Consider the following 23,803-nt stretch of genomic DNA (forward strand, 5'->3'; position numbering starts at 1 on the left):
CGTCGACGAGCGGAACACAACGCTTAGCGCCTCCCCGCCCGCACCACCGCACATGAGCTTCTTCGAGACGCTCGCGGACCGGATCGTGGCCGTCGACAGCGTCGTCTCGGTCGGGCTAGACCCCGACCCAAACCGGCTCCCCGAGTTCGTCGCCGACGCCGACCTCCCGCGGTGGGCGTTCAACCGCCGGATCATCGACGCGACCCACGAGCACGCCGCCTGTTACAAGCCGAACGCGGCCTTCTACGAGGACCCCGACGGGTGGCGCGCGCTCGAAGAGACCATCGCTTACGCCCACGGAAAAGGCGTTCCCGTACTTTTAGACGCCAAGCGCGCCGACATCGGAAACACGACGCGCCGCTACGCGGCGGCGCTCGACGACGCGGACGCGATCACCGTGAACCCCTATCTCGGCCGCGACTCGCTCCAGCCGTTCCTCGACCGCGCCGACAAGGGCGTGTTCGTTCTCTGTCGCACGTCGAATCCCGGCGGCGAAGACCTCCAAGGCCTCGAACTCGCCTCCGGAGAACCCCTCTACGAGCGCGTCGCGGCGCTCGCCGACGTGTGGAACGGCAACGACAACGTCGGCCTCGTGGTCGGCGCGACCGCGCCCGCAGAGCTGGCCGAGGTCCGCGAGATCGTCCCCGACATCCCGTTTCTCGTTCCCGGCGTGGGCGCGCAGGGCGGCGACGCCGAGGCCGCGGTCGACCACGGGCTCGCCGCCCGCCCGGACGCGTCCGTCGACGTCGGGCTGGTGAACTCCTCGCGCGGGATCATCTTTGCCGGCGAGGAGTCGAGCCGCCCGGACGACGAGGGGACATACGTCGGGGCCGCCGGCGACGCGGCGAAGCGGCTCAAAAAGCGGCTGAACCGGTATCTGTGAGTCGGTTGCGTGCCGCACACGCGGCGACGATCGCTACTGGTGTCGACCGGCCGCACACGCGGTGCAGATCCCACTGTCCGAGACCCAGTGGTCATCACAAACCGCGCGGCCGCAGCGCGGACAGCCGTGTCTCGCGGGCGCGGCCTCGCATATCTGACACACTCCGGTGACGCTCATAGCGGCCGTCGGGTCGCACCGCTTATGAATATCGGTGACGACTCCCGCGTATGCGCCAGTTCGTCGTCGTCGGTCACGAGGTCCCGACTGATCCGGACGCGATCTCGCTGTCTGACATCCCCGGAGCGGGCCGACTCGATCTGCTGTGCCGGTGTGTCTCGACGGGCGTCTTCCTCTCGCACGGGATCCGCGAGAGCGTTCGAGTCCACCTCGTCGTCGCCGACGAGCTGACCGTCACCTTCGACGCCGACACCCTCCGGCACCTCCATCCCGACGAGCGCAACGTCGCCGCCCGGATTCGGGACGCACTCGCCGCCAAACCGGACGCGATCGGGCACATGCCCGCCGACGTCTCACCGGGCGTCGAACTCCGGCGGATGGGACTCGACGCGACCCTCGACAGGATCGCGAGCGGCCGCGAGACGAACTCCGGCGGGGCGGGCGGCGGGACGGTCGTGCAACTTCACGAGGACGGCGATCCGCTCGTCGACGCTGCTCCTCCTGCGGACCCCGTGTTCGTGCTCTCCGACCACCGGGACTTCACCGACCGGGAAGCCGCGTTGATCGCGGACGTCGCGGACCGGCGAGTCCGCGTCGGCCCGGAACTGCTCCACGCAGACGACACGGTCGCCGTCGCGCACAACTGGCTCGATACCGATGGATACGAATCGTACTGAGACCGACGGCCGAGATATCACCGCGGACGACACCGGTGACCGTGACCGGCGGACGACGCGTATCCCTGACACAGACGGGCGGTTCGTCGTCCCGCTCCGGGGCGTGGCTGTCGACTCCGAGACGCGGTGTGCTCACTGGGACTCACCCGTCGACGTCGTCGCGCTCCGGTTCGGCTGTTGTGAGGCGTACTACCCCTGTGACGCCTGCCACGACGCGGTGACGAACCACGAGGCCGAGCCGTGGCCGCGCAACCGGTTCGACGAATCCGCGGCGCTTTGCGGACGCTGTCGTGCGACGCTACCCGCGCGGGTGTTCCTCGACGCGGACGACGCCTGCCCGTGCTGCGGCGTCGCGTTCAACCCCGGCTGTCGGGCGCACGTGGACCGGTACTTCGAGGTCTGAGCGACGAGACGTGAGCGGTCCGGTCCCGCACGGCCTCCGGCGGTTCCCGACTTTCGGAAAGATTAAACCGTCCAACGGCCATCTCACGAGTGCGGGCCGGTGGGGTAGCTTGGTATCCTTCGGCCTTCGGGTGGCCGTAACCACGATTCAAATTCGTGCCGGCCCATTTTCACCCCACTTCGCAACGACGAGCGCTAGCGAGGAGTCCGTAGTGGGCGTGACACTGTAGGCGCGAATTTGAATCAGGGAGCAAATCTTCGATTTGCGACCGTGATTCAATATTCGTGCCGGCCCACTTCTCCCGCATTCGACATACAACGAGGACAGAGACGCGTCAGAATACTCGACTCAGAGGCTGGTTCGAACGACGACTGAGGGCGTCTCGAAGGTATTAGTACACCACCGAACGTTCGGTCGTCAGAGCCAGCCGTCTCGGGGTACCGCGGCGGTACCCGTATCGAGACGACCCGACACATCATGCAACAGTATCTCGACCTCGTCGACGACACGCTCTCGACGGGCACGTACAAGCCGAACCGAACCGGCGTCGACACCATCGCCTCGTTCAGCGGGCAGTACACCGTCGACCTCGCGGAGGGCTTCCCGCTTTTGACGACGAAGAAGATGGACGGCTATCGCTGGAACTCGCTCATCCACGAAGTCCTCTGGTATCTCTCTGGCGAAGAACACGTCCGGAACCTCCGCGAGGAGACGAAGATATGGAACGCGTGGGCGGACGACGAGGGACGCCTCGATACCGCGTACGGTCGCTTCTGGCGTCGGTATCCGATTCCGGACGACGACGCGGCACTACCCGGTGAGACGTGGCCCGAGGACGCCCATCGGTGGGTGACCGTCGAGGAGGCTCCGGACGGGACCGAGCGCCGGACGTTCGACCAGATCCAGTACGTCCTCGACACGCTCGATGAGAACCCTCGCTCTCGCCGGATGGTCGTGAACGCGTGGCACCCGGCCAACGCCGCGACCTCGACGCTGCCGCCGTGTCACTACACGTTCGTCGTGAACGTCCAAGGCGACCGGCTCAACCTCCATCTCACGCAGCGCTCCGGAGACATCGCGCTCGGCGTGCCGTTCAACATCGCGGCGTATGCGCTCCTCGCGAACGCGCTCGCCCAGCGGACCGATTTCGAAGTCGGCGAGTTCGGTCACACCGTTGTCGACGCCCACGTCTACTGCGGCCGCGGGGAGCGCGGCACGTGGTACGCGAACAACCTGAAATACGTTCAAGACCGCCTCGCGGCCGTCGAGAGCAAGGCGGACTACCTCGACGTGAAGAGCTGGGTCGAGCGGACGGCTCCCGACGAGGCCGACGGCGAGGAGGGGTACGACCACGTTCCCGGACTGCTCGAACAGCTCTCGCGGGAACCGCGCTCGCGCCCGCGGATCGAGATCGCGGACAAGCCGCTCGACGAACTGACGCACGACGACGTGCGAGTCGTCGACTACGACTCCGCGGACGGGATCTCGTTCGCGGTCGCAGAGTGATGGAGGACGACGCCACCGACGAGACCGGCGACGACGACGCGGACGCGGCCGCCGACGCCCTCGACATCGTCCTCGTCGCCGCGGTCGCCGACAACGGCGTCATCGGCGACGACGGCGGAATGCCGTGGCACTACCCCGCAGACCTCGCCCACTTCAAGCGACTGACGACGGGCCACCCCGTGATCGTCGGCCGCGCGACCTACGAGAGCATCGTCGACCGGATCGGCGGGCCGCTCCCCGACCGCACCAGCGTCGTGTTGACGAGACGCGGCCTCGACGGCGACCGCCCGAAAAACGTGGTCGTCGCGAACGACGTCGACGAGGCGGTCTCCCGCGCGGCCGCCGACGCCACCGACCGCGGCGTCGACGCGGTGTACGTGATCGGCGGCGCGACCGTCTACGAACAGCTCCTCGACCGCGCCGATCGGATGGTGCTGACGGAGGTCCCGGAGCGCCCAGAGGGCGACACGCGCTTCCCGGACTGGGACGCGGACGAGTGGGTAGCGGTCGAGCGAGAGGTTGCCCCGTCGGACGACACCGATCGCGACGGCGATCTCGCGTTCGTCACCTACGAGCGGATCGCGGACTGAAGACGGCTCGTCTTCAGATCACAGATGCGTGTTTGCTCGTCCTTTCGGCGAGACGGTGAACAGATCGGTGCTATCTCTGATCAATATTGATCGAGACAACACTTTTGTTTCTTGGTGTGATATAACATATCATGGCTTCGGCAGAGACCGATATCGAGCCCAGACGATGTCCGTTCTGCGGCGCGGAGCTCGCGTCTCCCGGCGCGGGGTTCGTCCGTCACGTCGAAGACGCGCCCGACTGCCGCGACGCGTTCGAAACGTGGCGCGACCGCGTGACGGACGACATGCGCGGCGGCTGGGCGGGGTGATCGGGTCGACGGGCAGGGTGATCGGGTCGACGGGCAGGGTGATCGGGTCGACGGGCAGGGTGATCGGGTCGACGGGCGGGGGACTCGAGTTGGCGGCGCTGTCGCGACGCGGGCGAGCATTCGGCGAGTCGGAGCAGCTCAGCTCCGCAGCGCCTCGACGGGGCGCTCGTTCGCGGCCTTCCACGCGGGGTACGCGCCGCTGACGACTCCGACCCCGACGCCGAACCCGAGCGCGAGAAGCAGGTAGTACCCGTTCGTCGGATCGAGCACGAGCGACGCGTCGACCGCGGGGGTCGATACGACGAGTGCGGCGACGAGCACCACGGTGAGCAGCGTTCCGGCGGCCGCGCCCGCCGCGCCGATGAGTCCGGCCTCCGCGAGCAGCACGCGCAACACGTCCCGCCGCGTCACGCCGACCGCGCGCATCACGCCGATCTCCTGACGGCGCTCGACGGTGCTCATCAGCATGACGTTGAGGATCGAGACGCCGGCGACGACGAGCGAGATGCCGCCCAGTCCGAGCAGGAACGTGCTCAACAGATCGAAGAAGCCGTTGATCTCGTCGACGACGGCGGCGAGTTCGAACAGGTCGACGCGCTCCTCGCGGGCGTTGACATCCTCGCGGATCGCGTCGGCGGCGGCCTGCGCCGTCGCGCCCGACTCGGAGACGACGAGCGCCTGCGCGTACCCGTCCGCGGCGAACGCCGACTCCGGGAGGAAGACGGCGTCGTCGGGCGCGACCGGACTGAACGTCTGACTCTCCGCGAGCACTGCGACGACCCGGACCTGCGATCCGGCTATCTCGACGGTGTCGCCCGGCTCGACCGATACCTCCTCGGCGACGCCCGCGCCGACTATCGCGCCCTGTCTGTGGCGCTCCGGCAGCGCTCCCTCGGCGGCCTCGAACGCGAGCCCAGGCTCGGAGACGCCGTAGACCGTCGCGAACGTCTGTTCGCTCTGTCCCGCGACGACGGCGTTGTCGGAGTAGAGCGGGACGACCGCGGGGTCGCCGACGGACGGGTCGTCGACGGCTCGGCGGATCGCGGTCACGTCGGCCTCAGAGAGCGATTCGACGCCCGCGTCGGCGTTCGGCGAGACGACGACCTGCGTGCCGATGTCGCCGATCGCGTCGTCCGCGCCAAGCGCGAGCACGTTGCCGAATATCCCGAGCGCCGCCACCGCGAGGACGCCGATGCACACTCCGAGCACGGCGAGGGCGGTCCGCATCCGGTTTCGACGGAGGTTCCGCGCGGCCATCGAGACGGCAGGCCGCCAGCCGCGGATCCATCCCGACCGATCCGTGTCGCTCATCGGTCACCCGAGGTCGTCGAACGGCGGATCCGTCTCTCGTCGTCGATACCGTCGTCAACGGACACCCCGATGTCGGCGTCCGTCCCGTCGGGGACGCCGTCGACCACGACTCCGTCCGTGAGTTCGACGACCCTGTCGGCGTACTCCTCTACGAGCGGGTCGTGCGTGACCGCCACGACCGCGACACCCTCCGACTTCACGCGCTCGAACTCGGCGAGGATCGCGGATCCGGTCTCGGTGTCGAGATTCCCGGTCGGCTCGTCCGCGAGCAGCACGGCGGGGTCGTTGATGAGCGACCGAGCGATCGCGACGCGCTGTTTCTGTCCGCCGGAGAGTTCGGACGGCTCGTGGTCGAGCCGATCGCCGAGGCCGAACCGGTCGAGAAGCGACGCCGCGCGACCGCTCGCGTCGCCGGGATCGAACGCGGTCGGTAACGCGACGTTCTCGACCGCAGAGAGCGTCGGCAGGAGGTGGAAGTCCTGGAAGACAAAGCCGATCGACTCCTTTCGGGCCGCAGTCCGCTCGGCGACGGAGAGGGCCGTCACGTCGGTCCCGTTCAACAGTCGCCGCCCGTCGGTGGGGTCGTCGAGCAAGCCGAGCACGTTGAGAAGCGTCGACTTCCCGGAGCCACTCGGGCCGACGACCGCGACGAACTCGCCGGGCGAGACCGCGAAGTCGACGTGATCGAGCGCGACGACCGCCTCGCCGCCGCTCGAATATCGCTTGAGCACGTCGCTGAGTTCGAGGCTATACATCGCGCCGGCGTGCCACGCCCCCGACGACGGCCAGCCCGGCGATCCCGGCGACGCCTATCGCGCCGATTCCGATGTCTCCGGGGCCGATCCCGCCGACGCCGATCGACCCGAGCGTCCCGACAGCGCCGCCGTCACCGCCGCTGTCGGTTCCGCTTCCCGCCGATTCCGGAAGCGCCACGGTCGCGGTTTTGGTGTAGCGCACGCCGCGCTCCGTGTACGCGATCCGGATCGGAATCGCGTCGGCGACCGACGCGTTCGCCGTCGTCTCCAGATCGAAGGCGACGAAGTCGCTCGCACCGACCGTTCCCACGAAGTACGACTCGCCTGCGGGCGTCGGCGAAACGCCGTCTGCACCGGCGATCGAGACGACGACGCCTTCGATCTCTTCTGTCCCGGCGTTCGCGAGGTTGGCGTCGACGGCGACGGTTCCGTCTGGGGCCGCCTGGACGGTCGCGTCGGTCACCGTCGGACTTCCGTCCCGGGTCGGATAGCGGACCGTCGACTCGGCGGTCCGCTCCGCGCCGACGCCCTCGCGCGCGTCGGTCCCCGACCGGAACGCGGCCGTGACCGTCACGTCGGACCGCCGATCGAGCGGCCCGAGATCGACGACGACGCGGCGTTCTTCGCCGGGCGCGACGGCCTCGACCGCGTACGGTCCGGCTTCCACGGTGGTGTCTGCGGCGTCGTTCGACGCGTCCTCATCGCCCCCGGACGCGTCCACCGCCGTGCCGACCGCCGTCAGGCTCACGCGGTCGGCGGTCGACGTCCCGGTGTTGACGACCGTGACCTCGATCGGCGACTCGGCCGACGCGAGCCGCTCCGACTCCTCGCTTCCGCCCGCGTCGAGGCCGCCATCGCCGCCGAAGACGCCCTCGATGCCGCCGACGCTCACGCCGCCGCTCCCGGCCTGATCGCTCTCGTCGGACCGGAGGTCGTCGGGATCGAGCGCGCGAGCGCGAACGCCGAGGTCGACCGCGGCCGGCTGTACGTCGACGACGACGTCGCGGGAGACGGTGACGCTCCCCGCCGACTCCGCCCCGTCGACTGCCTCCTGATCGGCGACGGCCTCGACCGTAAGCCGGTGTTCGCCGGGCTCCTCGAACGTGGTCCGAAGCTCCACGTCCGTCGCGTCGCCGGCCGAGAGCGCGCCGACACCGGTCGCTTCGTCACGGAGGCCGGCGGAGCCGTCCGCGTCGCGGAGCCGAACGCTCGTCACGTCCGCCGCCGCCGGGCTTCCCCCGGAGTTCGAAAGCGACACGTTCAGCGTCGTCCGCTCGCCGACCGCGGGTTCGTTCGAACTCGCGTCGACCGCGTCGATCGTGATCCGAGCGTCGGGCACCGCCGCGGCTCCGCCGACGGCGCCGACCACGGCGAGGAGGGCCACGAGCGCGGCTGTCGTTCGTGTGAGAGTCAATGTCGTCCCTGGTAGGGGACCGATCGGGATATATCCGTCGTAGCCGGGTATCGGACGCCGCGCGCCGGCTGACGCCGCTGTCGTTCGTTTCCCCCTCGGACATTCCCGCTCACCCCCGCGTCAGACGCACCTGCTCGGCCCCGCGTCGCATGTACCGGTTACGGATGCTTTTTCAGTCGTCCGACGTAACGGGAGGTAATGAGCCAGCGTGACACCGCGAGAGCGAGTGATCGACGATGATGGGTGGTAACGATCAGCAGGCGTACGACCGCGGCACGTCCCTGTTCTCGCCCGATGGCCGTATCTACCAGGTCGAGTACGCCCGCGAGGCCGTCTCTCGCGGCGCGCCGAGCGTCGGCGTCCGGACGACGGAGGGCGTGATCTTCGTCGCGATGTCGCGGGCGTCGTCGACGCTGATGGAGGCGGAGAGCATCGAGAAGCTCCATAAGCTCGACGACCACCTCGGCACCGCGAGCGCGGGCCACGTCGCCGACGCCCGCCAGCTGATCGACCTCGCGCGCCGCCAGTCGCAGGGCAACCGCCTGCGGTACGGCGAGCCCGTCGGCGTCGAGACGCTGACGAAGTTCGTCACCGACCACATCCAAGAGAACACCCAGCGCGGCGGCACGCGCCCGTACGGCGCAGCGCTGCTCATCGGCGGAATCGACAACGGCGAGCCGCGTCTGTTCGCGGCCGACCCCTCCGGGACGCCGAACGAGTGGAAGGCGACCGTCATCGGCGGCGGCCGCCAGACGATCCAAGAGCACCTCGAAGACGAGTGGAGCGACGACCTCTCGCTTCAGGCGGGCGTCGAACTCGCGATCGCCGCACTCGCGGCCCACGAAGACGATTTGGACCCCGCCGACCTCGCGGTCGCGACGATCACCGTAGCGGACGGGTACCGGACCGTCCCCGGCGACGAAGTCACCGAAGCGTTCGAGGCCGCCGGGCTGGCCGACGATGAGGGGGCAGACGAGGCGGCAGACGACGAGGCGGCAGACGACGAGGCGGCAGACGACGAGGCGGCAGACGACGAGGAGTAGCCCGCCGAAGATCACCGACCGGCGGCGAGCCCGAACGGACCGACCCTTTTTGCGCCGCTGGCGTGAAGCCGGCGCATGGTGCGTATCGGCGAACTCGTCGCGTATCCGCTGAAGTCCGCAGACGGCGTCTCGATCGACCGGGCCGAACTCGGCCCGAAGGGAGCGCTTCGCGGCGACCGGTCGTACGCGCTCGTCAGCGCCGGCGTCGACCCCCACGCGGCTTCGGTCGGCGGCGACGGCGGCTACGTCAACGGGAAGCGCGACCCCGCCGTTCACGGGCTCCGGGCGAGCTACGAGCTGGCCGACGGCCCGGACGCGACGCCGACGGCGGTCACGCTCGACCGCCCCGCGCGACCGGAGACGGGCGTCGACGCCGACGACCGGCGGTTCCGCCTACCCGACGATCGCGAGGCGCTCGAGGCGTGGGTCGGCGAATACCTCGGGTACCCCGTCGACCTCGTTCGCGAACCGGACGGCGGCTTCCCCGACGACCGCGCCGCCCCCGGGCCGACAGTCGTCTCGCGAGCGACCCTGAAGACGGTCGGCGGATGGTTCGACGCGGTCGCCGACGCCACCGAGATGCGCCGGCGGCTCCGCCCGAACGTGGTGCTCTCCGGCTGTCCCGCCTTCTTCGAGGACCGGCTCTTCGCGGACCGCGGCGAGGGCGTCCGGTTCACCGCCGGTGAAACCGAACTCCTCGGCGTCAACCCCTGTCAGCGCTGCGTCGTGCCGTCACGGGACCCGGACACGGGCGCCGAGATCGACGGCTTCCGCGAGCGGTTCGTCCGCAAGCGCCGCGAGACGCGCCCGGCGTGGCTCGACAGCGATCGGTTCGACCACGCGTTCCGGCTGATGGTCAACACCGTCGTCCCCGAGGCGTCGTGGGGCGACACCGTCGCTGTCGGAGATTCGATAGCGGTCGGAGACGTGATGGACGTCGACGCCGCGTGAGGCGTTACCGGCCGCCGTCGGTCACGGCGATCGGCTCATCGTCGGCCTCGCTCGCGGCCTCGGAAAACGGTTCGTCTGCGGTCGTGGAGGCGGTGACGGGGTCGTCGACGCCGAAGTGCGTCCAGAGGGTGACGGCGACGACCGCGTAGGCGACGAGGTCGTAGTGAACGGTTCCCTCGAAACCGGTGAAGGCGGCGAGGGTACTGTAGCCGAACAGCGCGGTCACACCGGCGACGAACGCGGCGTCGTTCGTGACGCGGCCGTCCGCGACCGCGCCGATCGCTCGGCGGATACGGGGGCCGCAGGCGACGAGGAACGCGATTCCGGAGAGTGCGCCGAGGTTGACGAAGAAGTGCGTCGCCATCTGCGAGTCGAGGATCGACTGCAGGTATTGGACCGTCACCGGGTCGTAAAACAGCCACTCGGCGCGGGTCGGGTACAACACCGCGATGTACGGCGTCGCGACCATCAGTCCGAAAAGCACTGCGACCGCGACTCTGGCGGACGCGAACTGCGAGGCCCGGCGCGTCTCGAACGCCGCGTCGCCCGCGTCGACGACGAATCCGAGCGATTCGAGCGTCCCTCTGAGATCGTCCCGCGAGAGCGACGGAGCGTGATGGATCCCGACGGTACCGTTGCGGGCCGTAGCGGAGACGGCGCTCACTCGCTCGCGGTCCGCGAGGACGACTTCGAGGAGCCGCTCTCGCCGGTCAGTATCGATCCCGTCGACGGAGAAGGTGTCGTGGACGTGCGTTTCCGGCACGCGCGCGACTCGCGGTCCCGGCGATCGTCCGGACGCGTCTGCGCGGGCGTCGATCCCGGAGAATTCTATCTCCCGGTCTCGGGCCGCGGCGTCGAGTTTCGTTCGGTGCCTGCGGCGGTCGGCTGGCATGTGGATCCCCTTCGTCCCCAGTAGCATGAACGTTATCCCTATGCGGCGTTCGTGTCCGATCGTCGATCAGGAGTTGACCGACTCGAGATACGACGTGACGATCATCTTTCCCTTGCGGGTGAGCGCGGCGCCGGACTCTCCGTCGACGACGAGAGACTCCTCGCGGAGCGTCTCCAAGATCATCGACGTTTGGGCCACGTCGCCAGTCACCACGTCAGCGACGTTCGCTTCGCCGCCGGCCGAGTAGATCGAGACGAGTATCTCCAGTTGCTCTTCCGTCGGATCGAACGACTCGACGTCCTCTTTCACCTCCTCGTACTCCAGTTTGATGTACCGGCCCAGGATGTTCAGCGTCCGCCCGTTCGGGACCGTCGCGATCGACGTGACCGTCTGCGTGTCCGGGACGTGTCGGAACACGAGCGCCGGTCGCCGCGTCCCCCCGAGCGTCCGGTCCGTGCGCTCGTAGTCGATGACCGTCGAGAGGTCCACCTGAAACGGTTCCGGACAGTTCGTGAATCCGATCGCGCCCGACGACAGCGACACGGACGCCGTGTGGTCTTCGGCGTCGGTGACGCGCCCGCCGATCTGCGCCGGGTGGCGAACCGTGACGGTCACGTTCCGCAGCAGGGCGGTGAAAAGCAGCCGCGTGAACCGCTCCATGTCCTCCGGTTCCCCCTCGACGAGGGCGCTTTTTCGAGCGCCGTTCTGCTCGTACGCGACGGTGACGCTGTCTTTAAAAAATGACCGCAGATCGCCCGGCACCGTGCCGACCACGATGTCGAACACGGACGACAGCGGGATCGTCGCCTTCCCGCCGTCCGTCGCGAGTACGAGTCGGCGCTGGCTCAGCAGGACGCGGCCGCTCACCGGATCGCCGCTCCCGAAGTCGGTGGCGTGCACGCGGCCGACGAAGTCGGCGACGACGGACTCCTCCATCGGGTGTTCCTATCAGCCGTTCGCTATTCACTGTTACCCTCGGCGGGCGGGACGCGAACGGGACGACGCTCACCCCCGGCGACCCCGACTACCGGTCGAGGAAGGGCGGGACGACTATCTCGGCGCGCTTCTCGTCGCCGCGGACGACGACGCTCACCTCCGCTCCCGCCTCGATGAAGCTCTCGTGGAGGTAGCCCAGACCGATCGGCTCGTCGAGCGTCGGGCTCATCGTGCCGGAGGTCAGCTGTCCGATTCGGGTGAGGTCGCCGTCGGTAACCGCGTAGCCGCCGCGCGGAACGCCGCGGTCGAGGAGACGCACCCCGACGAACCGCTCGTCGACGCCCGCTTCGCGCTGTGCCGCGAGCGCGTCGCGGCCGACGAACTCCGTGTCGAGGTCGACGACGAAGCCGATGTCGGCCTCGTAGGGCGTCCGCGGCTCGCGTTCGGGGTCGAAGTCCTGCCCGGAGAGCAGGTACCCCATCTCCATCCGGAGAGTATCGCGCGCGCCGAGCCCGCACGGCTGTGCGGGTCCGTCGGCGGCGTCCTCACCGACGAACGCCTCCCAGACCGCCGCGGCGTCGGCGGCCGGACACATTATCTCGAAGCCGTCCTCGCCGGTGTAGCCGGTTCGGGCGACCCAACTCGGCGCGCCGGCGACCGCCGCCGCCGTCGCCTCGAACTTCGAGAGGCCCGTGGCCGCGCCGCCGTCGGTCGCGTCGTCGAGCGCGGCCGCCGCGTCCGGCCCCTGCACCGCGAGCATGGCCCAGTCGTCGGTCGCGTTCGCGACGGTCGCGTCAAGCCCCCACTCGTCGCGGTGGGCGACCCAGCGGTCGTACATCCGGTCGTCGTGGCCCGCGTTCGGCACGAAGAGGTACGCGGGATCGCCGGAGGTGCCGTCGAGGGCGATGTCCGCGTCGGGGTCGGCGTCGGGATCCGCACCGAGGTCGACGAGCGCCGAGGCGGCGGTCCCCGCCTCGATACCGTCGGGGAGCCGGTAGACGACCGTGTCGTCGAGCATGACTCCCTCTTCGTTCGTGATCGCGGCGTACTGCGAGTCGCCGGGGTCGAGCGCGGTCACGTCGTTCGTCGTCAGGCGGTCGAGCAGGGCGGCCGCGTCCGGTCCCGACACCTCGATCTCGCCCATGTGCGAGACATCGAAGACGCCGACCGACTCCCGCACCGCGGCGTGTTCCTCGCGGATCGAGTCGAACTCGACGGGCATCTCCCACCCGCCGAAATCAGTGAACTTCGCGCCGCGCGCGTCGTGCGTCTCGTGGAGGGGCGGCTGTCGGTCCGTCATGCGAACACACTCGCCGGCACGTCTCTTTAACCCAGTGGCATCGAACCGGGACGCGCCCGCGAGTCGTGAGCAGGCGCGATACCGCAGATAGGACCCCGTGGCGGTGACGCGTCCGCCGCGCACCGCCGACAGTCTCAAAGCTGACCGGTCCCTCCGGTATCGACGTGAACGGAGAGCGATCGGGACCGTTCGGTCCCGCCGTCGCGGTCCTCGTCGTCGCGCTCGTCGCGGCCGCGGTCGTCGGCGCGTGGCCCCCGCTCGTCGCCGTCGAGAGCGGCAGCATGGCCCCACAAGTCGAGCGCGGTGACCTCGTCGTGGTCACGGCGACCGACCGCTTCCCGTGGGACGGCGTCACGGGACACGCCGCTCCCGACGCGCCGACGCGGCTCGGCGGCACGGGCGACGTGGTCGCCTTCGACCCGCCCGGCGACGGCCTCGGGCCGATCCTCCACCGCGTCGCGTTCCCGGTTTCGGCCGGCGACGACTGGACGGACCGCGCCGATCCGGCGCTCCTGGAGGGCGACTGCGCCGACCTCGACGCCTGTCCCGCCCCGCACGACGGCTACATCACCTACGGCGACGCCAACGGCGAGTACGACCAGAGCGCGGGGATAGCGCCGGTCGTCCGCGAGGAGTGGATACGCGCCAAGGCGGTGATCGCCGTGCCCGAACTCGGGTGGGTCCGCCTCGCCGTCGACGCCGCCATCGCTCGCGTCGGCCTCGTTCCGACCGCAGTCGGATTCGGGGGTATCGCCGCCGCCACCGGAGGGATCGGCGCGGTGCTGCTCGGCCGGATCAGCGCGAGCCGCCGATCCTGACCGCGCCGCTACCGGGTTCGGTCCTCATGGATCGTTCCCTCCACGCCCGGCCTCTCGGACGCGTTATTCCCGTCGCCGTCGCGCTCCTCGGTCGCGCCGGTGCTCTCGTCGATACCGCGTTCCTCGGTCGCGTCCGACTCACCCTCACCGTCGCGCTCCGCGTCCCCACCGACGCCGCCGTTCACGTCCCCGTCGAGCGTCACGGACCCGTTCGCGGCGTTGCGGAGGGCGTCCGACCGGCCGAACTTCCCGGGCGCGATCGCGAGCGTTCGGATGCCGTACCCGTTCGCCGTCTCGACGACCGGTTTGAAGTCCGTGTCGCGCGAGGCGATAGCGAGCGTCGTCATCCGACCCTCGGCGGCGAACCGGGCCGCGTCGACCGCGAGCTTCACGTCCACGTCCCCGCTCGTGACCACGACCTCGAAGCCGCGCGCCTCCGCGGCCTGAATCAGTCCCGGCGTCGCGTGCTCGTCGAGGTACAACCGGGTCACGACGAGCGGCCCCTCGGCTTCCGCCGCGCGGCGCACGTCGTCTAAGTCCACGTCGAACTCCTCGCGCAGTACGTTCGGTCCGTCGACGAACAGCGCCACGCCGCCGGCGTCCGCGTCCGTCTCGCCGCCTTGCTCCATGACCGGGCTTCGAGACCCGCAGAGATATGCGTGATGATGTGCCCGGCGCGCGCGGAGGCGGGGAACCGGCCGTTCGTCGGCCGCCGCCGAACTCCTCATCGGAACTCCACGCCGCATCGGAAATACCGACCTTATATCGGTATTATGTCCTGATCGATACACGTAGTGAATATACGAAGTTTTGAAATAGTATATCCAATTATTCCGGAATATGATGTCGAGTTCAAACTCGTACACCGTTATTTCCGAACAGAACGATCACGAATGCACCACCGTCCGTGCACATCCACGCAACGAGACGTACCACATCGTCGACTACGCCGACGAGGACGCCCGCGAGCGCGTCGCGGACCTGCCGGTCGGCTCGGTGGTGAAGATGGAACTGTCGCGCGCCGGCCGTCGGAGCAACGTCTGGCGCGCCGAGTCGGTCCGGACCGCACAGACCGACGGCGGCATCGCGGAGTGAGAGCGAGCGCGAGCGACGCGCCGCGCCGCGTTAGCGACGAACCGCTTCGGTGGATGCGTGTATCGGCGCTACAGGTCCCGCGTGAGCCGCGGGTTCGTCACCGCGCCCTCGGACGCGGAGGCGAAGTCGCGACCGTACTTCGCGAGGATCCCGCCCTCGTACTGCGGCTCGGGGGCCTCGAACGCCTCGCGGCGCTCGGCCAGCTCCTCCTCTGAGAGGTCGACAGAGAGGTCTCGATCCGGGATGTCGACGGTGATCACGTCGCCGTCCTCGATGAGACCGATCGGGCCCCCAACGGCGGCCTCGGGAGCCACGTGTCCGATCATCGGGCCGCGGGTCGCGCCGGAGAACCGCCCGTCGGTCAGCAGGGCCACGTCGTCCTCGTGGCCCGCGCCGACGACGGCGGCGGTGACGCCGAGCATCTCGCGCATCCCGGGGCCGCCGGTCGGACCCTCGTTGTGGATCACGATCACGTCGCCGGACTCGATCTCGCCGGACTGGACGTATTCCATCGCGTCCTCCTCGTTCGTGAACACGCGCGCCGGTCCCTCGTGGTGGAACGCGTCGTCGCCGGTCACCTTGAGCACCGACCCCTCGGGCGCGAGGTTGCCCGTGAGGATCTTGATCGCGCCCTCCGCCTCCTTCGGCTCGTCGACCGTGTAGAGGAAGTCCGCGTCGATTTCGTCGTCGTCCGGGAGGTCACCGCGCGCTTCGAGCACCGCGATTTCCTCGGCGAGCGTCCGGCCCGTGACGGTCTTCGCGTCGCCGTGGAGCAGGTCCGCCTCGAGCAGGCGACGGAGCACCACGGGGACGCCGCCGACCTCGTGGAGGTCGTTCATCACGCTGTTGCCGCCGGGCTGGAGGTCGGCGATCTTCGGCGTGCGCCGCGAGATCTCGTCGAAGTCCTCGATCGAGAGGTCCACGTCGGCCTCGCCCGCGAGCGCGAGCAGGTGGAGGACGCCGTTCGTCGAGCCGCCGATCGCGGTCTGTAAGGCGATCGCGTTCTCGAAGGACTTCCGCGAGAGGATGTCGGAGGGGCGGCGGTCCTCTTCGATGCATTCGACGACGAGCTCGCCCGCGCGCTCGGCCACTTCGTAGCGTTCCTGATCTTCGGCGGGCGCGGAGGCGGAGCCGAGCGGGGCCATCCCGAGCGCCTCGGAGATGGACGCCATCGTGTTCGCCGTGAACATCCCGCCACAGGAGCCCGCGCCGGGACACGCGTGGCGTTCGAGTTCGTCGAGTTCCTCGCCGCTCATGTCGCCTTCGGCGTACGCGCCGACGCCCTCGAACACCTGCACGATCGTCACGTCGCGGCCGTCGTGCTGACCGGGCATGATAGAGCCGCCGTAGAGGAACACGGAGGGAAGGTCGGTGCGGATCGACGCCATCAGCATTCCGGGGAGGTTCTTGTCACAGCCCGCCACCGTCACTAACGCGTCCATGCGCTCGCCGAAGGAGACGAGTTCGACGCTGTCGGCTATCACTTCCCGCGAGATGAGCGAGGCCTTCATCCCCTCCGTCCCCATCGAGATGGCGTCGGAGATGGTGATCGTGCCGAACTCGATCGGCATACCGCCGGCGGCGTCGATACCGTCGAGCGCCGACTCCGCGACATCGTCGAGGTGGACGTTACACGGCGTGATGTCGGCCGCGGGGTTCGGGACGCCGACGATGGGCGAAGAGAGGTCCTCGTCGTCGAACCCCATCGCCCGGAACATCGAGCGGTGCGGGGCTCGCTCCGCGCCCTCGGTGACGTCTTTGCTCCGGAGGTCGTCGTCTTTCTTGCCCGCGAATCGGTCCGCGTCGCCGCGTCCCCGCGAGGCCGCGTCCTCGTCGGATCGGGATTGCTGCTCGCTCATACTCGCCCCTATCGCTCGGGGGTCTTAAACTGACGCACCGGAACAAGTTGCTCCGGATCGACGCCGGCGTCGGTCACCACCGAAGACGGCGTGCTACTGTGCGAAGAACTGGCGCACCACGAGGAACGAGACGCCCGTGAGCCCAGCCCAGAGCACCGCCGCCACGACGCCGAGCGTCACGAGCGGCGGCGAGCCCAACACGCCGGCGACGAGCCAGACCACCACTCCGGCGAGCGCGAGCGCTTGAACCGTCCTGCCGTCGAGCAGGGGCCGCCGTCTCTCGAACGTACGCACCAGTCCGTGCCCGCCGAACAACAGCGCCAGGACGTAGGTGATGGCACCGAGCACTCCCAGCGGCGACCCGAGCGCCGAGAGGAGCGACTCGGGCGACGACGTCGAGGACTCGTCGGGGGGAGCCGTCCCGGTCGTCGCCACCGCGACCTCGGCCGTCGCCGTCGACGCGCTGTCGATGCCCAGTTCGCTCTCGACCCCGAGACCCACCGTGAGCCGGTCGTCGGGCATCACGAGGCGGCGCGTCGGCGCAGTCTGGGGATCCGTGGCCGTCCCGTCGGTGAAGAAGTGGTACCGGCCGATGCGCCCCGTACCGATCGTCGAACCCGCGCCCGACACCTCGAAACGCGTCGAGGGAGCCGCGCGCTCGGGCGCGTCGAGCCGCGGCGTCGGGCGGACGTAGCGCCGACCGCTCGGCGTCTCGCTGAACGGGACGACGTCGACCCAGCCCGCCGCGGTCACGACCGTGTCGCCGTCTCCCTCCGGGAGGATCGAGGCGTGGTAGGGGCCGGTGTTGTCGCCCCAGTAGTTCGACTCCGCGTCGACGGTGCGGACCGCGTCGGTGACGAACCGAGCGGTGGCGTTCGCCGCGATGAGCGGCTCGACGTCGACCGTCAGACCGCGCCGCTGGCCGTAGATGTCGTTGTCGACGACCGCGACACCCGCGCTCGCGGACGCGCCGTCGGTGAGCCCGATAGCGGTCGGAAGCGCGTCGATGACGCGCCGGACGTCGAGCGCACCCGTCTCTGCGGCGCGAGTGTGACTGACACCGTCGGTCCGGAGCACGACGACGGTGTCCTCGCTCCAGAACCGCACGAACGTGATCTGGCGACGGACTCGCTGGTTTGCGACGCGGTCTTCGAATTCTCCCGCAAATCCGTTGGTGTCGAGGATCGCGCCACGGTCGCCCTCGGCCACGTAGACGCCCGTGCCGGGGTCCGCGCCGTCGATCGCGACCGGCTCGGCGTGAGCGTTGGTGTTGAACACGATGTCGTTGCGAGCGATCGTGGCGTCGACCACGCCGCGTGTCGCGACCCCGTAGGCGTTCGCGGCGACGACGTTCTCGGTCACGTCGAGCGTCCCGTTGTGGGTGATCGGACTCGACACGAAGAGGCCGGCACCGGCGTTGTTCGCGAGGCGGTTGCCCGCCACGTCGACCGCGTCGATCAGCAGATCGGTCGTCACGGCGACGCCGTGGCCCCCGCCGTCGGCGACGGTGTTGTCGGTGATGGTGAGGTCGTGTGCCCCGCCGCGCGTCCGGACGGCGATGCCCGCTCCGTCGCTCCCGACGACGTCGTTGTCCGACACCGCGAGGTCGGTCACGACGCTGCTCTCGACCGCGATCCCGTCGTCGCCGTTGCCCCGCACGTCGTTGCCCGCGATCTCGCCCGTACGGACGGCCCACGTGCCGATGTGGAGCCCGTCGCGTCCGTTCCCGCGGGCGGTGTTGTTCACGACGTGGAGGTCGCCCTGACTCGTCGTCGAACGTATGTCGACGCCGCTGCGAGCATTCTCTGAGAGGACGTTCGACCGGAGTGTCACCTGCGTCGACACGCGCTCGCGGCGCTCGGACTGTCGTATCCGAATCCCGCTCGTCGACTGGGTCACCCGGTTGCCGACCGCGTGGACCGACGTCTGCGTGCGGGCGTCGACCTGAACGCCCGCGTCGGTGACGCGAAGATCCGTGTTGCGGACGCGAAGCTCGCTCTGTGCGCCCCGAACGGCGACGCCGTCGCCGCCGACGCCGGTCATCCGCGTCTCGGTGACCCGTATTCCCGTGACCGTGTCGGCGGCGGCGAAGATCCCCGCACCCTCGACGTCTCGGAGCGCGGACTCGGCGACGGTGAGACTACTGACGCGCGTCTGCGCGCTCGGTTCGGACGCGTAGGGTTCCACGTCCTCGCCGACCACGTACGCCGCCCGTGCGCCGTCGGAGAGCTGCGGGACGCCGCCGTCGAGCGGACGCACGTCGACGGGATACACGCCTCGCGTGCTCGGGTTGACGACGCCGTCGTACTCGACGAGGAGCCGGTCGCGGCTGGAGACGCGGACCGTCCGCGAGAGCGCGATCTCAACCTGTCGGTCGTCGACCGAAACGCCCGCGACCGCCCCGCCGAGCGACCGGTCGATCTCGCCGTCGCGGTCCGTATCGAGACCGATACGCCCGACCGTATCGGCACCGACACCCTGCACTGCGGCGTCGGCGGGATACCGCAGTCGGAGCGCGTCCATCGAGACTCCGACACCCGGATCGAGCGAGAGCGTGTTCCGCGTCGTCTCCGCCCGTCTCGGGTTGGCTGCGGTGAGTTCGACGCGCTCCGTCGCCCCGTCTGACGGAGTCACGGCGAGCGCGTGTCCGGCGACGTCGCGGACCGTCGACCGAACGACGGCGATCCGCGGAGCGGTACGCGTCGCGTCCGTGACGCCGACGCCCGCCGTCGTGAAGTCCCGAAGCGTGGAGTCGACGAGACGGATCTCGCCCGCGTCGCTCGCGGCGGCGATTCCGGTGGTGCCGCCCCGAAGCGTGGTGTTGTGAAGTGCGAGCCGTGAGTCGTCCGTCCCGTTGTAGCGGAGGCTGCCCCACCGGCGGTCCGGAGCCGCCCCCGCAGTCCGCCCGATGGTCACCGGACGGGCGGCCGTGCCGTCGGCCCGCAGCGACCCGCTGACGGTGAGCGTGACGCCTTCCGCGAACTGCACCTCGGTCCCCGGTTCGACCGTGAGCGTCGCGCCCGGTTCGATTTCCACGGAGCGAGCGATCCGGTACGGCCCGTCCGCGGGCGTCCAGGCCGTGTCGGTTTCGATCGCCGACTCGACGAAGGTAACGTCCGGGGGCGCGGCGCTGGCCGGCGCGGCCGTGACGCCTCCGAGGAGGGCGACGCCCACGAGTATCGCCGCCGTCCATCGGAGTCGAGTATCGCGCACAGATATCACTTTACGAATACGATTCGCGTTAGCGAGTAGACGACTTAGTCGTTGGGTTGCGAGTCAGCGATCCGCGCCTGAGGCCGTGGGCTTGCCCCGTGTACCTGTGAGACACACCGCTCCGAATGACCTCCCGAGGGTCCAGGGCGGAGTTCGATCACCTGAGAACCCGCGGCGCGTATTTGAACGTGGGGAACGAACCCTCGCGTATGACTGGTGGGACTGTCGATGACGTCGAACGCACTGAAGAACAGCCCACCAACACAGCGGGACTCGGCGCGACGGCCGGCCTCGCCGGAATGAGCGGTATGGGCGCTATGGGTGGAACGGGCGCTATGGGTGGAACGGGCGCTATGGGTGGAATGGGGGGAATGTGGTTGACGACGCTCCCGGTGGTGTTGCTGACGGTCGCGGCGCTCCTCGTGATCGCGTACGTCGCCGTTCGACGACTTTCGGCCGGCGACGACGGAGAGGGTGCGACGGCGACACCGAAGGAGGACCCGATCGAGCGCCTCAAGCGGCGGTACGCCGAGGGAGAACTCTCCGAGGCGGAGTTCGAGCGCGCGCTGGATCGGGAACTGGACGGCGAGACGACGACGAGCAGTGCCGGCGGCAGCGATATCGACATCGGAGACGGCGGCGAGACGATACCCGCGCGGTCGGAGCAGCGCGCGGATCGCTGATCGACACGGGAGAACGTAGATCAGACGACTCAGGCGAACGCTTTCAGAATTCCCGCACCGTCCGTGCTCCGGCCGAGGTCGGGGAGCGTGGCGCGTTCGGGGTGCGGCATGAGGACCGCGACGTGCTCTCTGTCCCCGAGGACGCCGGCGATGTTGTCCGTCGACCCGTTGGGGTTGGCGGCGTCCGTTGTCTCGCCGTCGGCGTCGCAGTAGCGGAAGAGGACGCGGTCGTCGGCGACGAGGTCGTCGTGGGCGGCCTCGCCTATTTCGAAGCGACCCTCGCCGTGCGCGATGGGCACCTCGATCACGTCCCCCTCGTCGTAGGCGGCGGTCCACGGCGTGTCGGCGCGCTCGACTCTGAGGTACACGGGCTCACACTGGAAGCGCGCGGAGGCGTTCGTGGTGAATGCGCCGGGCGTGAGTCCGGACTCCGAGCCGATCTGCGCGCCGTTGCAGATCCCGATCACGGGGACGCCGTCGGCGGCGGCCTCGCGGACAGCCTCCATGATCGGGTCGCGGGCGGCCATCGCACCGGCGCGGAGATAGTCGCCGTAGGAGAACCCGCCCGGGAGGACGATTCCGTCCGTGTCCGCGGGCAGACCGTCCGCGTGCCAGACGCGCTCGGCGTCGATCCCAAGATGCGCGAGCGCGCGGACCGCGTCGCGGTCGCAGTTCGAGCCGCCGAACTGGACGACGGCGACCGTCACGCCGACCACCTCGGGTGGGCGGCCGCGACCGCGTCCGCGTCGGTGACGAGCGGCGTCGTCTCGCTGACGACGACCGTCATCGCTCCGCGACCGCGACGTCGTAGTCGTGGATCGTCGGGTTCGCGAGCAGCCGCTCGGCCATCTCGCCGGCGCGCTCGGCCGCCTCGTCGGCGTCGGCGGCGTCTAAATCGACCTCGAAGCGGTCGGCCGACCGGAGGTCCGACAGCTCGAAACCGAGGCGTTCGAGGGCCTTTTGGGTCGTCTCCGCCTCCGGGTCGAGGACGCCCCGCTTCAGCCGCACCGTCACCGTCGCGGTGTATGCCGTCATTATCGATAGTGCGGAGTCGTGTGTAAAAACCGTTTTGGAACACCCTGTATATCCATGTTCGTGGATCTGTTTAAGATGATCGTGAGCGTCGACGGCGGCTTCGGAGCGAAAGGGACAACCCTCTCCGGCCGCTGGTGCGGGTGTATGCAGCCGTTCGAACCCGCGGAGGTGATCGTCGCATGACCCGCGAACTGACCGAAATCACGGTCGTCGGAGGAGACAAGACCGGACTCATCGCGCGGGTCACCTCCCTGCTGTTCGAGCGGGGAATCAACATCGAGGACTTAGACCAGGCGGTCCGGGAGGGGGTCTTCCGGATGACGACCCGCGTCGACGCCTCGGAGCTGGAGACGTCGCGCGGCGAACTCCGCCGCGCGCTCGCCGAACTCGGCCGCGAACTCGATGTCGACATCCAGGTGCGGTTCCCGAGCGACCGCGACGCTCGCCGGATCGCGCTTTTGGTCACCAAGGAGACGCACGCGCCAGAGGCCCTCTTGGAGGCCGAGGCCAACGGCGAACTGGCCGACGATGGCGAGGCTGAGATCCCGGTCGTCATCGGCAACCGCGGGGACCTCCGGACGCTCGCGGAGCGGTACGACAAGCCCTTCTACGACGTCGGCGACGGCAACGGCAACACCGACGAGGAGCGCCTGCTCGATCTGTTGGCCGAGTACGACGTCGACCTCATCGCGCTGGCTCGGTACATGCGCATCTTATCGCCCGAGGTCGTCTTCCGGTATGAGGGCCGGATCATCAATGTCCACCCCTCGCTGTTGCCGGCGTTTCCCGGCGCGGAGGCGTACCGACAGGCGAAGGACGCGGGTGTCCGGATCGCGGGCGTCACCGCGCACTACGTGACGACCGATCTCGATCAGGGGCCGGTCATCGCACAGCGCGTCTTCGACGTCCCCGCCGGCGCGAGCGTCGAGGATATCAAGCGTCGCGGGCAGCCGCTCGAAGCCGACGTGCTTCTCGACGCCGTCCGGCTCCACCTCGCCGACGCAATCGCGATCCACCGCGGAACGGTCCACGTCCGCGAAGACGTCGACGTCGACGCCCAACTCGGGCTCTCTCCCGCGGCCATCGACGCGAACCCCGAAGAGCCGGTCGACGGCGAACCGCTCTCGCGGCCCGAACCCGCAAAGACGGGCGACGACTGACGACACAGACCGCGGTGGGTGGCCCGCTGACCGGTACGTGACGCGGTGCGCCCACGGCATCGCCCGCCCACCATTTGCGGGATGGTAGCTCTCGGCACGTCCGGCTGCGTGAACCGCCCGGTTTATCCGCCCACCCGTCGTCACGGCGCGTGTATGAGTGGAACCCCGGAAGTGGACCGCGAGATCGATGGAAACCTGTTCGTCACCGTCTCGGGGCCGCCGGGATGTGGGGCGACGACCCTCGTCGAGGGGCTCGCGGCGGCGCTCGACTGCGGGTACGTCTCCGGCGGCGAACTGTTCCGCGAGATCGCGGCCGAACGGGATATGAGCCTCTCACAGCTGATCGCGAAGACCGGCGAGTCCGAGGACATCGACCGGGCGCTCGACCGGCGGCTCCGGACGATAGCCGAGAAGTGGGGTGCCTCGAACAAGCCGTTCGTGCTCGAATCGCGACTCGCCGGCTGGATTGCCGGCAACCGCGCCGACGTTCGGATCTGGCTCGACGCCCCCGACGAGGTGCGGGCCGATCGAACCACGAGCCGGGAGGAGATGACCTCCGAGATGCAGGTCCGCGAGGTGATAGAGGAGACGCGGTACAAGTCGTATTACGGGATCGATCTGTCGGACCGGTCCATCTACGACCTCGCGATCAACACGGGCCGGTGGGACGCCGAAACGACGCTCGACATCGCGCTCGCCGCGATCGACGGGTACGACATCGAGACGGACGAAGGGGCGTTCGACACGCCCGACTTCGAGATCTGAGGTCGACGCCGCAGGCCGGTCCGACGGTC

The 23,803-nt window shown here is 69.3% G+C and carries 24 protein-coding genes, 1 tRNA gene and 1 pseudogene; 15 read left to right on the plus strand and 11 right to left on the minus strand.

Going from position 1 to position 23,803, the window contains the following annotated elements; all coding sequences use genetic code 11:
• The first annotated feature begins 52 nt into the window (after positions 1 to 52).
• The 7 genes from pyrF to EP28_RS14375 all read left to right on the plus strand — a co-directional run bounded on the left by pyrF (position 53) and on the right by EP28_RS14375 (position 4,544).
• Positions 53 to 883, plus strand: a complete 831-nt coding sequence (gene pyrF, locus EP28_RS05445) for an orotidine-5'-phosphate decarboxylase (RefSeq protein ID WP_049983000.1) — start codon at positions 53 to 55, stop codon at positions 881 to 883.
• 227 nt (positions 884 to 1,110) lie between these two features.
• Positions 1,111 to 1,737, plus strand: coding sequence for a tRNA (pseudouridine(54)-N(1))-methyltransferase TrmY (gene trmY, locus EP28_RS05450; RefSeq protein WP_049983001.1), 627 nt, complete (start codon positions 1,111 to 1,113; stop codon positions 1,735 to 1,737).
• Positions 1,718 to 2,140, plus strand: a complete 423-nt coding sequence (locus EP28_RS05455) for a CHY zinc finger protein (RefSeq protein ID WP_080506069.1) — start codon at positions 1,718 to 1,720, stop codon at positions 2,138 to 2,140. The genes trmY and EP28_RS05455 overlap by 20 nt, the downstream gene beginning before the upstream one ends.
• Positions 2,141 to 2,233: 93 nt before the next feature.
• A tRNA-Pro gene (locus tag EP28_RS05460) sits at positions 2,234 to 2,306 on the plus strand.
• Positions 2,307 to 2,617: 311 nt separating this feature from the next.
• On the plus strand, positions 2,618 to 3,646 hold the full coding sequence (gene thyA, locus EP28_RS05465) for a thymidylate synthase (protein ID WP_049983002.1): 1,029 nt from the start codon (positions 2,618 to 2,620) through the stop codon (positions 3,644 to 3,646).
• A complete protein-coding gene (locus EP28_RS05470) occupies positions 3,646 to 4,236 on the plus strand; it encodes a dihydrofolate reductase (protein WP_049983003.1) in 591 nt (196 codons plus the stop codon). The genes thyA and EP28_RS05470 overlap by 1 nt, the downstream gene beginning before the upstream one ends.
• 131 nt (positions 4,237 to 4,367) lie before the next feature.
• Positions 4,368 to 4,544 (plus strand): DUF7501 family protein, encoded by a 177-nt coding sequence (locus EP28_RS14375; protein WP_196219613.1) that lies wholly within the window; start codon positions 4,368 to 4,370, stop codon positions 4,542 to 4,544.
• Positions 4,545 to 4,682: 138 nt separating this feature from the next.
• Here EP28_RS14375 and EP28_RS05475 read toward each other — a convergent pair whose 3' ends face one another.
• Genes EP28_RS05475 through EP28_RS05485 form a run of 3 tightly spaced genes read right to left on the minus strand, consistent with a single transcriptional unit; the run spans position 4,683 to position 8,024 of the window.
• Positions 4,683 to 5,855 (minus strand): ABC transporter permease, encoded by a 1,173-nt coding sequence (locus EP28_RS05475; RefSeq protein WP_049983004.1) that lies wholly within the window; start codon positions 5,853 to 5,855, stop codon positions 4,683 to 4,685.
• The gene (locus tag EP28_RS05480; protein WP_049983005.1) at positions 5,852 to 6,610 is read right to left on the minus strand and encodes an ABC transporter ATP-binding protein; all 759 of its coding nucleotides are present in this window, start codon (positions 6,608 to 6,610) and stop codon (positions 5,852 to 5,854) included. Before EP28_RS05480 ends, EP28_RS05475 begins: the two co-directional genes overlap by 4 nt.
• Entirely contained in the window at positions 6,603 to 8,024 is a 1,422-nt protein-coding gene (locus EP28_RS05485; protein ID WP_080506070.1) for a CARDB domain-containing protein, read from the minus strand. The genes EP28_RS05480 and EP28_RS05485 overlap by 8 nt, the downstream gene beginning before the upstream one ends.
• Positions 8,025 to 8,263: 239 nt before the next feature.
• Between EP28_RS05485 and psmA the strand changes: the two genes are divergently transcribed.
• Both psmA and EP28_RS05495 read left to right on the plus strand, forming a co-directional pair.
• Positions 8,264 to 9,067, plus strand: coding sequence for an archaeal proteasome endopeptidase complex subunit alpha (gene psmA, locus EP28_RS05490; protein WP_049983007.1), 804 nt, complete (start codon positions 8,264 to 8,266; stop codon positions 9,065 to 9,067).
• A gap of 75 nt (positions 9,068 to 9,142) precedes the next feature.
• Positions 9,143 to 10,018 carry an MOSC domain-containing protein gene (locus EP28_RS05495; protein WP_049983008.1) on the plus strand — a complete coding sequence of 292 codons (876 nt, stop codon included), beginning with the start codon at positions 9,143 to 9,145 and terminating at the stop codon, positions 10,016 to 10,018.
• Between the two features lie 4 nt (positions 10,019 to 10,022).
• Here the strand turns inward: EP28_RS05495 and EP28_RS05500 are convergent, their stop codons facing one another.
• The 3 genes from EP28_RS05500 to EP28_RS05510 all read right to left on the minus strand — a co-directional run bounded on the left by EP28_RS05500 (position 10,023) and on the right by EP28_RS05510 (position 13,146).
• Complete coding sequence (locus tag EP28_RS05500; protein ID WP_049983009.1) at positions 10,023 to 10,910, minus strand: hypothetical protein; 888 nt, start codon at positions 10,908 to 10,910, stop codon at positions 10,023 to 10,025.
• Between the two features lie 66 nt (positions 10,911 to 10,976).
• Positions 10,977 to 11,846, minus strand: a complete 870-nt coding sequence (locus tag EP28_RS05505; RefSeq protein WP_049983010.1) for a CheF family chemotaxis protein — start codon at positions 11,844 to 11,846, stop codon at positions 10,977 to 10,979.
• A gap of 88 nt (positions 11,847 to 11,934) precedes the next feature.
• Positions 11,935 to 13,146 carry a glycine cleavage system aminomethyltransferase GcvT gene (locus tag EP28_RS05510; RefSeq protein WP_049983011.1) on the minus strand — a complete coding sequence of 404 codons (1,212 nt, stop codon included), beginning with the start codon at positions 13,144 to 13,146 and terminating at the stop codon, positions 11,935 to 11,937.
• Between the two features lie 164 nt (positions 13,147 to 13,310).
• Between EP28_RS05510 and EP28_RS05515 the strand changes: the two genes are divergently transcribed.
• A complete protein-coding gene (locus tag EP28_RS05515) occupies positions 13,311 to 13,964 on the plus strand; it encodes a S26 family signal peptidase (RefSeq protein WP_049983012.1) in 654 nt (217 codons plus the stop codon).
• Positions 13,965 to 14,086: 122 nt separating this feature from the next.
• Here EP28_RS05515 and EP28_RS05520 read toward each other — a convergent pair.
• Positions 14,087 to 14,593, minus strand: a pseudogene (locus tag EP28_RS05520) (NYN domain-containing protein); the annotation flags it as partial.
• A gap of 214 nt (positions 14,594 to 14,807) precedes the next feature.
• Here EP28_RS05520 and EP28_RS05525 point away from each other — a divergent pair.
• On the plus strand, positions 14,808 to 15,059 hold the full coding sequence (locus EP28_RS05525) for a DUF7999 family protein (RefSeq protein WP_049983605.1): 252 nt from the start codon (positions 14,808 to 14,810) through the stop codon (positions 15,057 to 15,059).
• A gap of 68 nt (positions 15,060 to 15,127) precedes the next feature.
• On the opposite strand, the gene ilvD is transcribed toward EP28_RS05525, so the two are convergent.
• Both ilvD and EP28_RS05535 read right to left on the minus strand, forming a co-directional pair.
• Positions 15,128 to 16,918, minus strand: a complete 1,791-nt coding sequence (ilvD, locus tag EP28_RS05530) for a dihydroxy-acid dehydratase (protein WP_049983013.1) — start codon at positions 16,916 to 16,918, stop codon at positions 15,128 to 15,130.
• A gap of 93 nt (positions 16,919 to 17,011) precedes the next feature.
• A complete protein-coding gene (locus EP28_RS05535) occupies positions 17,012 to 20,131 on the minus strand; it encodes a right-handed parallel beta-helix repeat-containing protein (RefSeq protein WP_230455264.1) in 3,120 nt (1,039 codons plus the stop codon).
• Positions 20,132 to 20,340: 209 nt separating this feature from the next.
• On the opposite strand from EP28_RS05535, the gene EP28_RS05540 reads away from it, so the two are divergent.
• Positions 20,341 to 20,814: an SHOCT domain-containing protein gene (locus tag EP28_RS05540; protein WP_080506071.1), complete on the plus strand. Its 474-nt coding sequence runs from the start codon at positions 20,341 to 20,343 to the stop codon at positions 20,812 to 20,814.
• A gap of 29 nt (positions 20,815 to 20,843) precedes the next feature.
• Here EP28_RS05540 and purQ read toward each other — a convergent pair whose 3' ends face one another.
• Positions 20,844 to 21,521 (minus strand): phosphoribosylformylglycinamidine synthase I, encoded by a 678-nt coding sequence (gene purQ / locus EP28_RS05545; RefSeq protein ID WP_049983607.1) that lies wholly within the window; start codon positions 21,519 to 21,521, stop codon positions 20,844 to 20,846.
• Positions 21,522 to 21,597: 76 nt separating this feature from the next.
• Positions 21,598 to 21,849, minus strand: a complete 252-nt coding sequence (gene purS / locus EP28_RS05550; RefSeq protein WP_049983015.1) for a phosphoribosylformylglycinamidine synthase subunit PurS — start codon at positions 21,847 to 21,849, stop codon at positions 21,598 to 21,600.
• Between the two features lie 60 nt (positions 21,850 to 21,909).
• On the opposite strand from purS, the gene EP28_RS14645 reads away from it, so the two are divergent.
• From EP28_RS14645 to cmk, 3 genes are all read left to right on the plus strand, one after another.
• Positions 21,910 to 22,032, plus strand: a complete 123-nt coding sequence (locus EP28_RS14645; RefSeq protein ID WP_255358267.1) for a hypothetical protein — start codon at positions 21,910 to 21,912, stop codon at positions 22,030 to 22,032.
• A complete protein-coding gene (locus tag EP28_RS05555) occupies positions 22,029 to 23,009 on the plus strand; it encodes a formyltetrahydrofolate deformylase (protein WP_049983016.1) in 981 nt (326 codons plus the stop codon). Before EP28_RS14645 ends, EP28_RS05555 begins: the two co-directional genes overlap by 4 nt.
• Positions 23,010 to 23,162: 153 nt before the next feature.
• Positions 23,163 to 23,774, plus strand: coding sequence for a (d)CMP kinase (gene cmk, locus EP28_RS05560; protein ID WP_049983017.1), 612 nt, complete (start codon positions 23,163 to 23,165; stop codon positions 23,772 to 23,774).
• Positions 23,775 to 23,803: the final 29 nt, after the last annotated feature.

This window comes from Halorubrum sp. BV1 (genome assembly GCF_000746205.1).
Lineage (GTDB): Archaea > Halobacteriota > Halobacteria > Halobacteriales > Haloferacaceae > Halorubrum.

Coding starts and splice junctions, on each gene's coding strand:
- trmY (WP_049983001.1), top strand. CDS start 1,111: ATGCGCCAGTTCGTCGTCGTCGGTCACGAGGTCCCGACTGATCCGGAC.
- EP28_RS05470 (WP_049983003.1), top strand. CDS start 3,646: ATGGAGGACGACGCCACCGACGAGACCGGCGACGACGACGCGGACGCG.
- EP28_RS05495 (WP_049983008.1), top strand. CDS start 9,143: ATGGTGCGTATCGGCGAACTCGTCGCGTATCCGCTGAAGTCCGCAGAC.
- EP28_RS05555 (WP_049983016.1), top strand. CDS start 22,029: ATGACCCGCGAACTGACCGAAATCACGGTCGTCGGAGGAGACAAGACC.
- pyrF (WP_049983000.1), top strand. CDS start 53: ATGAGCTTCTTCGAGACGCTCGCGGACCGGATCGTGGCCGTCGACAGC.
- EP28_RS05525 (WP_049983605.1), top strand. CDS start 14,808: ATGTCGAGTTCAAACTCGTACACCGTTATTTCCGAACAGAACGATCAC.
- EP28_RS05505 (WP_049983010.1), bottom strand. CDS start 11,846: ATGGAGGAGTCCGTCGTCGCCGACTTCGTCGGCCGCGTGCACGCCACC.
- EP28_RS05480 (WP_049983005.1), bottom strand. CDS start 6,610: ATGTATAGCCTCGAACTCAGCGACGTGCTCAAGCGATATTCGAGCGGC.
- EP28_RS14375 (WP_196219613.1), top strand. CDS start 4,368: ATGGCTTCGGCAGAGACCGATATCGAGCCCAGACGATGTCCGTTCTGC.
- EP28_RS05455 (WP_080506069.1), top strand. CDS start 1,718: ATGGATACGAATCGTACTGAGACCGACGGCCGAGATATCACCGCGGAC.
- EP28_RS05500 (WP_049983009.1), bottom strand. CDS start 10,910: ATGCCAGCCGACCGCCGCAGGCACCGAACGAAACTCGACGCCGCGGCC.
- purS (WP_049983015.1), bottom strand. CDS start 21,849: ATGACGGCATACACCGCGACGGTGACGGTGCGGCTGAAGCGGGGCGTC.
- cmk (WP_049983017.1), top strand. CDS start 23,163: ATGAGTGGAACCCCGGAAGTGGACCGCGAGATCGATGGAAACCTGTTC.
- ilvD (WP_049983013.1), bottom strand. CDS start 16,918: ATGAGCGAGCAGCAATCCCGATCCGACGAGGACGCGGCCTCGCGGGGA.
- EP28_RS05475 (WP_049983004.1), bottom strand. CDS start 5,855: ATGAGCGACACGGATCGGTCGGGATGGATCCGCGGCTGGCGGCCTGCC.
- EP28_RS05510 (WP_049983011.1), bottom strand. CDS start 13,146: ATGACGGACCGACAGCCGCCCCTCCACGAGACGCACGACGCGCGCGGC.
- thyA (WP_049983002.1), top strand. CDS start 2,618: ATGCAACAGTATCTCGACCTCGTCGACGACACGCTCTCGACGGGCACG.
- EP28_RS05540 (WP_080506071.1), top strand. CDS start 20,341: ATGACTGGTGGGACTGTCGATGACGTCGAACGCACTGAAGAACAGCCC.
- psmA (WP_049983007.1), top strand. CDS start 8,264: ATGGGTGGTAACGATCAGCAGGCGTACGACCGCGGCACGTCCCTGTTC.